The sequence below is a fragment of the Arcobacter venerupis genome (assembly GCF_013201665.1).
Classification (GTDB): Bacteria; Campylobacterota; Campylobacteria; order Campylobacterales; family Arcobacteraceae; genus Aliarcobacter; species Aliarcobacter venerupis.
Genome location: NZ_CP053840.1, coordinates 3013172 through 3025635, shown reverse-complemented (window position 1 = coordinate 3025635; position 12464 = coordinate 3013172). Strand labels below are relative to the sequence as shown.

The following is a 12464-nucleotide window of genomic DNA, read 5'->3' as shown; positions in this document are numbered from 1 at the left end:
GCTATTGTATACTTAAACAATTAATTAGAAAATAAAAATGAACAAAAGTTTTTCTTTTCATGCAATTTGTGTACCTAAATGACACTTTCTGTAGATTAATAACTAATTAAGTTAGAATTATTATTTAATAAAATATTTATTTAATTTAGTTCTAAAGTTCTATTTTTGTAGAATAGGGTAATTTTAGAAAAATAGGAATAAATATGAAATATGTTGGAGCACATGTAAGTGCTAGTGGTGGAGTTTATAATGCACCAATAAATGCTATGGCAATTGGAGCAAAAGCTTTTGCTTTATTTACAAAAAATCAAAGACAATGGACTGCAAAAGAGTTAGATACAAAAACAATTGATAAATGGTTTAAAGAGTTAGAAAAATCAGGAATTCAAGCAAAACATATTTTGCCCCATGATAGTTATTTAATAAATTTAGGTCATCCAGAACTTGAAGCACGAGCTAAATCATTTGACGGTTTTGTACATGAAATACAAAGATGTGAAATTCTAAAACTTGATAGATTAAATTTTCACCCAGGTAGCCATTTAAGAAAAATATCTGAAGAAGAGTGTTTAAATAATATTGCAGAAAGTATGAATAGAGCCATAGATATTACAAATGATGTAAAACTTGTAATTGAAAATACAGCAGGTCAAGGAAGTAACCTTGGATACAAATTTGAACACTTAGCTTATATTATTGACAAAATTGAAGATAAAAGCAGAGTTGGTGTTTGTATTGATACCTGTCATATGTTCACAGCTGGTTATGATATAAGAACACGTGAAGCTTATGATAAAACTTGGAATGAGTTTGATTCAATTGTAGGAAGAGAATATTTAATGGGAATGCATATAAACGACTCAAAACCAGAACTTGGAAGCAGGGTTGATAGACACGATTCTTTAGGTGATGGAAAAATTGGTTGGGATGCTTTTAAATTTATAATGAATGATGAAAGAATGGATGATATTCCTCTTGTATTGGAAACGATAAATGAAGAGATTTGGGCGCAAGAAATAGAGACTTTATACAGTTTTGTTAAATAGTGAAGAAAATAGATTTAATCTATTTTCTCATTGCCTCCTAAAGAAGTATATAAACTTACCCTATTAATTAATTCACTTAGTTTAGTATCTACTAAAGCTCTTTGTGAATCAAAAAACTTTTTTTGTGAAATTAATACATTTAAATAATTTCCTAATCCATATTTATATGAATTTAAAGATACTTCATAACTTTTTTTTGCTGTATTTACTAAGTCTTCTTGCGCATTTAACTGTTTACTTATATTTGCTCTTTCAATTAAATCATTAGATACATCTTTAAATGCTGATTGTACAGTTTTTTCATACTGAGCAAGAGCTATTTTTTGTTGAGTTTTTGCATAATCTAAATTTGCTTTATTTTCTCCACCTTTAAAAATAGGTAAATTTATACTTGGAATAAAAGACCATACAGTTTGTGAATTTCCATTAAATAATGAACTCAAAGAAGTACTTGCAAGACCATAATCTGCTGTTAAAGTAATTGAAGGAAAAAATGCAGCTCTAGCAGCACCTATATTTGCATTTTTTGCTTTTAAATTATATTCTGCTTGGATAATATCAGGGCGTGAAAATAACACTTTTGATGAAATTCCAGCTTGTATTAGCATTAAACTCTTTTCATTCTCTTCAAAACCATCTGGTATCAATTTTTTAGGAATAGTTGTTGATATTAATAGTTCTAAAGTATTTTTATTTTTTTCAATAATTGTTCTTTGATTAAATAAGTTAACTTCGGCTTCTTTTAAACTCGTTTTTGCAGTAAGAACATCATCAATTAAAATAATTCCCATATCAAATTTCTTTTGTGTTAATTCATATGATAATTTTAGATTTTTAATACTATCTTCTAATATTTTTAAATGTTCAGTATTTGCACAAAGAGTATTCCAAATATTAATAACTTCTGATATTAGACTAATCTTTGTTGAAGTTGCTGCATATTTTGTAGCTAAATAGTTCTGTAATGCAGAGTCATTTAAACTTCTTGTTTTTCCAAATAAATCAAGTTCATAAGAAGCTCCAAATTTTGTTGAATATGTACGAGATATTTCTGTATTATTAGATGTAATATCTCTAGAGTTTGTATTACTTGCGATTGCTTCAATAGTAGGAAAATATTTTGATTCTTCTATTCTATACGTGGCTCTTGCTGCTTCTATGTTTAAAATTGCTATTTTTAAATCTCTATTATTTTCTAAAGCTATTTTAATCAATTCTTTTAACTTATCATTTTTGACAAAATTTTCCCAACTTGGTTGTATATATTCTAAATTACTATTTTTATCTAAACTATTTTTCAATTCTGTTGGTATTATTGAATCATTATATTCAATTTCTGGCTTTAAACTACAACCTGTAAAGATAAAAATATTTATTAATATAAATAAAAATTTAAACATTTTCTATACCTTTTTGCTCTTTTTTTCTTACAAGCTTCGCTTGTTCGCTTTGGGGTGTAAATATTTTTTTAATCAAAATAAATAAAAGTGGAACATAAAATATTGCTAAAATAGTTGCTGTTAGTGTTCCTCCAATAATTCCAGTACCTATTGAAATTCTACTATTTGCTCCAGCTCCCGTTGATAATGCCAAAGGAATAATACCTGCAATAAAAGCTAAAGAAGTCATAATTATAGGTCTAAATCTTAAAGTTGCCCCTTCTACTGCGGATGAAACTAAAGATTCTCCTTTTTTATATGAACTTTCAACAAATTCAACAATTAATATTGCATTTTTTGCAACAAGCCCAATAGTTGTCAAAAGAGCAACTTGGAAATATACATCATTATTTAATCCTCTAAAATAAACTGCTAAAACCGCACCAATAATTCCTAATGGTACAGCTAACAGTACAGAAAGAGGGATGCTCCAACTTTCATATAAAGCGGCTAAACATAAAAATATTACTATTAAAGATAATATATATAAATAAATAGCTTGGCCACCTGCTAGCTTCTCTTGATAAGATAATCCACTCCATGAATATCTAGTATCTGGATTATTGGTTTTTGCTAATTTTTCCATTTCATCCATTGCAACCCCTGAACTTACTCCATAACTAGCTTTCCCTTGAAACAAATAAGAGGCCAAGCCGTTATATCGTGTTAGTGATTTTTCAGTTGGTTGCCATGATATATTAGTAAATTCTTCAAAAGATACCATTTCATTTTCATTATTTCTAACACTCCATTGATATATATCTTCAGGTTTAGCTCTATATTGTGCATCTGCTTGTACATAAACTCTTTTAACTCTTGATTTATCAATAAAATCATTAACATAGGAACCGGCCCAAGCTGTATTTAGTGTATTATCAATATCATCATAAGATAGTCCTAATGAAAATATCTTTTTTTTATCATAATCAAGTTTTAATTGTGGAGTTTCTTCTGTTCCCTCAACTCTTCCTCCTTCTATTAACTCACTTAAACTTACTGTCTCTAATAAAGAATTTTTTGCTAAGAGTAAATCTTCCCTTGTCATTTTTGAACCAGCTTGTAGTTGAAATTCAAAACCATCTGTATTTCCAAGCCCTGGAACAGAAGCTGAATTCATTACAAACACTTCTGCATCTCTTATAAAATATTTTGAGTTATTATCTGTAAAAGTTATCATTGCTCTATTTGCAATGGCATCTGCTTTATTTTCTATACCATCTCTTTGATTCCAATTTTTTAACTCTATAAATCCCATTCCTCCATTTTGTCCATTCCCAGTAAATGTAAATCCAACAATAGAAAAAATAGAGTTAACATTACTTTTTTCTTCATTTAAAAAATAATTTCTTATTATTTTTTCAACATTTTCAGAACGTGTTGCACTAGCACCTGCTGGAAGTGTAAATTGAATCATTAAATCACCTTGATCTTCTGATGGTAAGAATCCTGTAGGTAATTTTATAAAAAATAAAATACTTACAACTATTATTACCATATAAGCAGCAAGTGACTTTATAGGACTATTTACAAATTTAAAAACACCTCTTTTATATTTTTTTGCTAAATTATCAAATTTCTTATTGAACCAAAAAATGAGACCACTCTTTTTTTTATTTGGATTATGAGGTTTTAAAAATGTTGCACAAATAGCAGGAGATAAAGTTAATGCCACAATTACAGATAAAACCATTGAAGAGATAATCGTAACTGCAAATTGTTTATAGATGATTCCCGTTGAACCACTAAAAAATATCATAGGCAAAAATACAACAGAAAGAACAGTAGCAACACCAATTAATGCACTTGTTATTTCATTCATAGAAATAATTGTTGCTTCTTTTGCACAAAGATTCTTTTCTCTCATATTTCTTTCAACATTTTCAACTACAACAATGGCATCATCAACTAATAAACCAATAGATAATACCATCGCAAACAAGGTTAAAGAGTTTATAGAAAATCCTAAAAAATTTAAAATAGCAAATGTTCCAAGTAATACAACAGGCACAGCAATAGCAGGAATTATAGTTGCTCTCCAACTATTTAAAAAAACAAACATTACAACAACTACTAAAAATATTGCTTCAAAAAGTGTTTTTACAACTTCTTTTATAGATTCTTCAATAAAAATAGTTGTATCATATGGATATGAAATTTTGTAGCCACTTGGTAAAGAATCTTCAAATGAAGATAGATATTCTTTAACTTTTTTTGCAGTATTTACTGCATTCGAACCAGCAGATAATTTTATTCCTATACCACTTGCTTGAAAACCATTATTCTTTGATATAAAGGAGTAATCATTACTTCCTAATTCAACTTTTGCTACATCGGATAAAAGAACATTTGCTCCATTTTTATTACTTTTTATAACAATATTTTCAAACTCTTTTACATTTTCTAACTTATTTCTTGATACCACATCTGCGTTTAATTCTTGCTCTTGGATTTGAGGTCTTGCACCAATACTTCCTGCGGATACTTGTGCATTTTGTATTAGTATTGCACTATTAATATCAGAAGGCATTAAATTATAAGATTTTAGTTTTTTAGGATCTATCCAAACTCTCATTGCATATTCTGCCCCAAAAAGTTCAATTCCTCCAACTCCTTCAACTCTTGAAAGACCATCTTTTATATTACTAATTAAATAATCTGATATATCACTTTCATTAGATTTATTTGATTCATCGTATATACTAAGTATCATAAGAAAATCATCTTGTGATTTTGTAACAGTAACTCCTTCTCTTCTAACATCTTCAGGAAGCCTTGGCAGTACTTGTTGTATTTTATTGTTTACTTTAACTTGTGCAATATCTGGATCTATTCCCTTTTCAAATACAACATTTATACTTGAAGTTCCTGTTTGACTAGTTGAAGAAAAATATAATAAACCATCTAACCCTGTTAATTCTTGTTCAATGATTTGAGTAATACTATTTTCAATAGATTTAGCTGATGCACCTGAGTAGGTTGCTTGGATATTAATTGTTGGTGGAGCAATATCTGGATATTGTTCTACAGGTAAATTTTTAATAGAAAGTATTCCTATTAGCATTATAAGTAAAGATATAACCCAAGCAAAAATAGGGTGATTAATAAAAAAACGAGCTATCATTTCATTTCTTCTTTTAAGTTATTTTCATATAAATTGTTAACATCTTTTGGAATAACAATACTTTTTTCATTTATTTTATTTAAGCCTTCAATTATAATTTTATCTGTTTGTAAAATACCATCTGTTACAAGCCATTTATTGGCAATTGCTCTTATTACTGTTATTTTTTTTGTTTGAATAGTATTGTTTTCTTGAATAGTAGTAACAATATAATTAGATTTTGCATCTAAAGTAACAGCTTGTTGAGGAACTAAAAAAGCATTAGAATTACCACTTTCAATTATCGTATTTACGAACATATTATCTAATAATTCTCCATCTGGATTTGGAAATTCTGCTCTTAAAGTTACATATCCAGTATCTTCATCAACTGATATTTCTTGAAGTTTAAGTTTTCCAGTATGTTTATATATAGTATCATCAGGTAAAATAATATTTACATCTATATCATTTTCTTTCATAGTATCTTTATTTAATTTTTTTAATTTAAATAATTGATTATTAGACTGACTTAAATCTACATAAACTTTAGTTGTATCTCTTATTGTAGTTAATGCATTTGTTTGATTTTGCGAGACTAAGGCTCCCACAGTATAATTTGATATTCCAATAAATCCCGAAACTTGTGCTTTTATTTTTGTTCTATCTAAATTGATTTTAGCACTTTTTACTAAAGCTTTATTTTGTTCAACCAAAGCAATTGCTTGTAAATAAGCAGCTTTGGTATCATCTGCTTCTTGTTTTGATATTACATTAAACTTTACAGATTCTGCATATCTCTCATTCTTTAATTTTAGTGTAATTAAGTTTGCTTCTGAACTTTTTAATGTTGCTAAAGCTTCTTCATAAATCGCTTCATATGAATCTGAATCAATTACATATAAAATATCACCTTTTTTTACATAACTTCCTTCTTTGAAAGGTTGTTCTTTTATAATTCCATCAATTTGTGGCCTTACTTCTGATTTGTAAATAGCTTTTATTCTTCCTGATAATTCTTGTTGTAATGGAACTTCTTCTTTTTTTAGTGTTATATATCCAACTTCAATTTCTTGTTGTTCCATTGAAAAATTACTATTTCCTTCATCATTGCATCCAAGCAATAAAATAGTAAATAACAATAAAAATATCTTTTTTAAGTAAAAATACATTATTTAACCTTTATAATACATACGTATGTATTGAATGTCTAGAATAGTATTTAAAGTAATATTAAATTTTAATTAAATATTATGCAAATTATATAGGAGTTATAAATTGAGTACAAAAAACAAAATAGATAAAAATCATTTGATAAACATTATTGAAGATATTATTTTAAGTGAAGGACTTTCTGGTTTAAGTATTAGAAAAGTTGCAGCAAAAGCAAATATTTCAATAGGAGGTGTTCAGTACATTTTTGGTAATAAAGAAGATATGATAAAAGCTGTTTTTGATAAGAATGAAGATGATTATAATCATCAAATAAAAATTTTGTCAAAAGATACTAGTTTAAAATACTCTGAATTAAAAGCACATATTGAATATATTTCAAAGTACAATAGCAATGAAGAATTGGATAAAATATCTAAAGTCATTACTATCCTTTTACAAGATAAATCTGTTTTTGAAGGATTACAAGATTGGCATAGTAGCGCCTTAGAATCAATTGATACAAATACAGATGAAGGTAAAAAGTTAAGATTAGCTTTTTTATTTTCAGAAGCAATGTTTACTTCTATGACTTTAAAATATATAAACTTATCTGATAAAGAACAAAAAGAGGTTTTTGAAGATTTAAAAACTTTTTTATTATAGAAAGGATTTAATTCTTATTATTACTTTATGTAGAGAAATGATTTTTAAGGGAATGATATGTGTATAGAGTATAAAAAACTCTTTAAGGCAATTCCGTGAAAAATAAAACAAAAGTTCCATTTGATCCTGATGACTTTGATACTTCAATTACAGTTAAAGAGTTAACAAAAAAATTTCCTCATCTTTTGGATTTGGATTATAAAAAAGTGAGTTTGGCAAATGAGATAATTCCTTTGAATTATGAGATTTTTTCAAAGGATTATAAAGATTTTATATCTAGTAATATAAAAGACTATTTTGATTTTGAAGTTGATGCGGTAATATAAAAGTAAATTTTACTTTTATATTATGGTTTTTGAATAAGCAATTGAATCGTTTATATTATTAAAACTTTTTAAATTAATATCATCAAAAGTAAATTTTGCTTTTATTAATTTTCTTAAAATTCTTTCATTTAAACCTGAAAAAATCAATTTTTTATTTCTACTTTTAAAAGTATCAACTATCGATTTAAGGGCAACCATCGCTGTCATATCAATCATTGTTACATTTTGCATATTTAAAATTACAACATCAATATCTTCTTTTGTATTTAAAAGAGTTTTTAAAGCATTTTGAGCAGCTCCAAAAAACATTGGGCCATTTATATCGTAAATTGAGATGTTTTCAGGAATATCAGGATGCACTGTAAGTTTTGTATTTACAAGCTCAATAGAGTATAAATCAATAGTTCTTTTTATAAATAAAATTGAAGCTAAACCAATTCCCACTGCAACTGCAATTTGCATATCTAATAATACAGTTAAAGAAAAACAAGTTAAAAGTACATAAACATCATTTTTGGGTGCAACTTTTATGATATTTGTAAAGTGTTTAACTTCTGACATATTCCAAGCAACAACTAAAAGTAATGCTGAAAGTGAAGCCATAGGTAAATATGATAAATATGGAGACAAAAGCATAATTGAGCATAAAATAAATAAAGAGTGAACAATTGAAGCTAGTTTTGAAGTTCCACCTGCTTTTATATTTACAACAGTTCTAGCAATTGCAGCAGTTGCTGGAATTCCACCAAAAAATGGAACGACTATATTTGCTATTCCTTGTCCTATTAATTCTTTATTTGGATTTGTTTTATTTCCTGTCATTCCATCACTTATTACTGCACATAAAAGGGATTCTAATGCACCTAAAATTGCAATTGCAATACTATGTGGAAGAAGTTTATAAAATAAATCTAAAGTAATATCTTCTGGTTTAAAAAAACTCCATGGTAGTGAAAATTGTAAAGGAATTGGTGGAATTCCACTACCTTGTATTCCATCTATGTTATATTGAAAAGTTGAGGCAATGGTTGCTATATTTATGTGAGGAAAATAAGAATTAAAAAAAGCTACGATTATTGTTGTAAAACTCAAAGAAACAAGTGCTGAGGGAATTTTGCTTTTTGTTTTTTGCCATAAAATTAGTAAAAAAAGTGTAAATAATCCAACAGCTAATTCGGAGATTTTAAAACTAGGAAAAGAAGTGAAAATCAGATAAATTTTATTTAAATAGTGACCACTAAAACTCTCTATGGTTAAACCAAAAAAATCTTTTATTTGAAACGTTGCAATTACAACTGCAATTCCAGAAGTAAATCCAACGGTTACTGGATAAGGTATAAGTTCAATTAAAGTTCCAAGTTTTAAAACACCCACAAGAATCAAAATAATTCCAGATAATAGTCCACAAATTAGTAATCCAGAAATCCCAAATTCTTGAACAATTGGAATTAAAATAACTACAAAAGCAGCAGTTGGTCCTGAAATATTTATTTTACTACTTCCAAAAATAGCAGCAACTATTCCAGCAACTATGGCTGTATAAAGTCCAAGTTGTGGTGGAACTCCTGTTGCAATGGCTAAAGCCATTGATAAAGGAAGGGCAATTATTCCAACTGTTAAACCAGCTAAAATATTATTTTTCATTTTTTTCTCAATTTAGATTTTCTAGAAGAGTTAATTTTATATTTTGAGTTTTTGAGTTTTTTTATCATTGAAGATGAAATTTGATACATTTTTAAAATATTTTTTTTTAGGTTCAGGTTTTTTTCATTATTTCTAGCAAGCTCATAGAATCCAAGAAGTTTTATATAATCAAAATCATTTAAAAAAGAGTAAAAAGTTATGGATTTTTCCTCTTCAATTATCCATTCACTCAAAAGTGCTAAAATTATTTGTTCAGGAATCCAAAGCTCACCTTCATTTAAATAAGTCTCAATTTGTTTTACAATTGTGTTGTAATAAAAGATTAACGCTTCGTCATTTGGAAGAAGTTTATGATTTACTTGTCGGGTTTGTTGATAAGCCATAAAAGATTTTAGTTCGTAGGCATTTATTATTGTTTTGTCTAGTTTTTCATTTAGTTCTATTATATTTCTTTCAATTTCATTATTGAATTTTTCAACGCCTAAATCTATTTTATAAGTGTCATTTTTTATATTTTCTAAAAGTTCTTCAATAACAGTTTTAACATAAATAAGTAAAGCATCGGTTTTTATATCTCTTAAAAGTTTTATACAAATTTGTGGTTTATTGTTAATGCTCATTTAAATCCTAAATATTAAGATATGATGATTTTAAATCAATAATACTTAATAATGAATTAAGTTCAAAATATTAATAAGTGTTCATTTAAGATTTTAATATGAATTAAATTATAATTCAAAAAAAAATTTGGATAAGAATGAAAAGTAAAATAAATGATGAATTAAACAAAGTAAAAAGAGATTTGTATCTAAAAGCATCGGCTTCATATTTTGATAGGTGTGGTTATAAAAATTTTAAAATCTCACATCTAGCCGCTGAGCTTGAAACTTCTGTGGGAACAATTTATAATCTTTTTATTTCAAAAGATGATTTATACTTAGAGTATTTGATTTTAAAGCTACAAACATTTTTAGATAAATTAAAAGAAAATGAAACTACCAATCCTATGCAAAATATTGAGTTATATTTATCATGTAAATATGAAATATTTATTCAAATAGATAATAATAGAGATGAAACTTTGATAACTGACCCATATTTCTTTCATAAGTTAGATATTTCAAATCATGGAATAGTTGAAGAAATATATGAGTTTTTACTCAGACAATTTAAAGGTTTATATCCAAATTCAAATATGGATTATAAACATACAGTAATACTTTTTAAGAAGTTGTCAGATGGTTTTATTGAGAGTTATTTATTAAATAAGTATGATACAAAAAATATTGTGGAAGATACAATCTCACTTTTTTTCAATGGTTTAGAAAAAAAGTAAGATAATTTTTTTAGAGTTTATAAACCTCAAAGTTTGTATCTCTTACATCTTTTTTAATCACATCTTGCCATTCTTTTACTTTTTTAGCATTTTTTTCTTGAGAGAATAGACCCTCAGTGTAAATTTTTATAAGCATTTTTTGTGCGGCAATCATATTTTTAGAAGCGGCGAACTCTAATAGTTCAATCCCTTTATCAGTATTTACTTCTGTATTTATACCTTGAAGATAAAATCTTGATAATTGATAAGCAGCATTTGGATCAGTATCACTTGAATCACCTAGAAGTTTAAAAGCTTTATCTATATCTTTTTCAACTCCATCACCTTTATAATATAAAAATGCTAAAGCAAGATTTGCATAGGCATTTTTATTTTGAATTGATTGATTTAGATATTCAATAGCTTTTTTATAATCTTTTTTTTCAACACTATATGTTCCAAGTCTAAGTTGAGCATATGAATTCTCATCTACAATTTTTCTATAACAAAAAAGTTTATTATCAATATTTTCCATTTTTTGACAAACATTTGCTTTTTCAAGTGCAAGAGCATCTTTTTCTTCATCATTCGAAAATGATAAAAATGAAGGCATAGAAAATTCTGGCATTTTTAATGAACAAGCTGAAAATAGAAAAACTGATAAGATTGGTAGAGCGATTTTTTTTAACATTTATATTCCATATATTTTATTTGTAAAACTATCTGATTTATCTTGATATTGTTCATCCCAATACTCAGATTTATCTGTACTTCTCTCAATATATTCACCACTTTTATATATTTTAGAGAGTTCTTGTTGGGCACTTTTAACTCCATTTGAAGCAGCAAAATTTAGAAGTTTAAATGCATCTTCAACTTTATTTTTATCTATATAGAAAAAATATAATTTATACGCAGCAATAGGATCTATATCTTTAGTCTCTTCTAAAAGTTTCATTGCTAATTCATCATTAATAGCAACACCATATCCACTTTTGTAAATATCTGATAAAGGTGCATTTGCATAGAAATTACCTTTTTGTTTAGAGATATTTAATCTTTGTATTGCTTCTTCAAAATCACCTCTTAACTGTGCATTAAGTCCCAGTCTTAATTGGGCATAAGAATTTTTGTAAGAAATTAAATCATAACAATCCATTTCGAAATGTTTATTTGTATTTCTACAATCATCTGCAATAGAGAGTTCATTTGATGAAGTTTTTAAGAATTCATTATTATTAGCACATCCATTTAAGCCCAATAAACAAAGCGTTATTAAAGCAAAAGAAGAAGATATTATCCTACGCATGCGATTCCTTTTTTAGTTACTTATAAATTCGCTTAATTCTAGCAAGTTTTTTATTCATAAGTAGTTAAGACATATTGCTGTATCATATTGTCCTTAATGGGAGATTAAATGATTTTTATTGGACTTTTTTTATTTATCACAATTGTCGTTATATCTTTAAATATGTATAACCATTCAAATTTGGATTATATTAAAGATTATTTACAAAAAAGTAAATGTGAAGAATATATTTATTCAAAAGGCTCATATAAGGCTTTTTGTGGGGATTCTTTCGTTGAAGTTAGAAACAGTTTTATTGTAAATATAGATGAAAATTCTACTATTTTTAAATATAAAGATATAAATAATCTACAAATTAATCAGCTTAATTTAGTTATTAATAATACCCATAAAATAACTTTCAAAGAAAAAGAAGAGTTAGATAAATTTTATAAAAAAATATCAGAAAAAATAAAGAACTAGGATAC

At 26.6% G+C, this 12464-nt stretch carries 12 protein-coding genes; 5 read left to right on the top strand and 7 right to left on the bottom strand.

Going from position 1 to position 12464, the window contains the following annotated elements; all coding sequences use genetic code 11:
* The first annotated feature begins 203 nt into the window (after window positions 1–203).
* Window positions 204–1046: a deoxyribonuclease IV gene (gene nfo / locus AVENP_RS14980; protein ID WP_128359522.1), complete on the top strand. Its 843-nt coding sequence runs from the start codon at window positions 204–206 to the stop codon at window positions 1044–1046.
* Window positions 1047–1060: 14 nt separating this feature from the next.
* Here nfo and AVENP_RS14975 read toward each other — a convergent pair whose 3' ends face one another.
* The 3 genes from AVENP_RS14975 to AVENP_RS14965 are packed head-to-tail and all read right to left on the bottom strand — an operon-like array spanning window position 1061 to window position 6757.
* Window positions 1061–2446, bottom strand: a complete 1386-nt coding sequence (locus tag AVENP_RS14975; protein WP_128359523.1) for an efflux transporter outer membrane subunit — start codon at window positions 2444–2446, stop codon at window positions 1061–1063.
* Complete coding sequence (locus tag AVENP_RS14970; protein WP_128359524.1) at window positions 2439–5606, bottom strand: efflux RND transporter permease subunit; 3168 nt, start codon at window positions 5604–5606, stop codon at window positions 2439–2441. The genes AVENP_RS14975 and AVENP_RS14970 overlap by 8 nt, the downstream gene beginning before the upstream one ends.
* Window positions 5603–6757, bottom strand: a complete 1155-nt coding sequence (locus AVENP_RS14965; RefSeq protein ID WP_128359525.1) for an efflux RND transporter periplasmic adaptor subunit — start codon at window positions 6755–6757, stop codon at window positions 5603–5605. The genes AVENP_RS14970 and AVENP_RS14965 overlap by 4 nt, the downstream gene beginning before the upstream one ends.
* Window positions 6758–6863: 106 nt before the next feature.
* On the opposite strand from AVENP_RS14965, the gene AVENP_RS14960 reads away from it, so the two are divergent.
* Complete coding sequence (locus tag AVENP_RS14960) at window positions 6864–7403, top strand: TetR/AcrR family transcriptional regulator (protein ID WP_128359526.1); 540 nt, start codon at window positions 6864–6866, stop codon at window positions 7401–7403.
* Between the two features lie 95 nt (window positions 7404–7498).
* Window positions 7499–7729: a hypothetical protein gene (locus AVENP_RS14955; protein WP_128359527.1), complete on the top strand. Its 231-nt coding sequence runs from the start codon at window positions 7499–7501 to the stop codon at window positions 7727–7729.
* 15 nt (window positions 7730–7744) lie between these two features.
* On the opposite strand, the gene dauA is transcribed toward AVENP_RS14955, so the two are convergent.
* Complete coding sequence (dauA, locus tag AVENP_RS14950; RefSeq protein WP_128359528.1) at window positions 7745–9373, bottom strand: C4-dicarboxylic acid transporter DauA; 1629 nt, start codon at window positions 9371–9373, stop codon at window positions 7745–7747.
* Entirely contained in the window at window positions 9370–9993 is a 624-nt protein-coding gene (locus AVENP_RS14945; protein ID WP_128359529.1) for a hypothetical protein, read from the bottom strand. The genes dauA and AVENP_RS14945 overlap by 4 nt, the downstream gene beginning before the upstream one ends.
* A gap of 137 nt (window positions 9994–10130) precedes the next feature.
* On the opposite strand from AVENP_RS14945, the gene AVENP_RS14940 reads away from it, so the two are divergent.
* A complete protein-coding gene (locus AVENP_RS14940) occupies window positions 10131–10709 on the top strand; it encodes a TetR/AcrR family transcriptional regulator (protein WP_128359530.1) in 579 nt (192 codons plus the stop codon).
* Between the two features lie 10 nt (window positions 10710–10719).
* Here the strand turns inward: AVENP_RS14940 and AVENP_RS14935 are convergent, their stop codons facing one another.
* Window positions 10720–11379: a tetratricopeptide repeat protein gene (locus tag AVENP_RS14935; RefSeq protein ID WP_128359531.1), complete on the bottom strand. Its 660-nt coding sequence runs from the start codon at window positions 11377–11379 to the stop codon at window positions 10720–10722.
* A complete protein-coding gene (locus AVENP_RS14930) occupies window positions 11380–11997 on the bottom strand; it encodes a tetratricopeptide repeat protein (RefSeq protein WP_128359532.1) in 618 nt (205 codons plus the stop codon).
* Window positions 11998–12105: 108 nt separating this feature from the next.
* On the opposite strand from AVENP_RS14930, the gene AVENP_RS14925 reads away from it, so the two are divergent.
* Complete coding sequence (locus AVENP_RS14925; RefSeq protein ID WP_128359533.1) at window positions 12106–12459, top strand: hypothetical protein; 354 nt, start codon at window positions 12106–12108, stop codon at window positions 12457–12459.
* Window positions 12460–12464 lie beyond the last annotated feature (5 nt).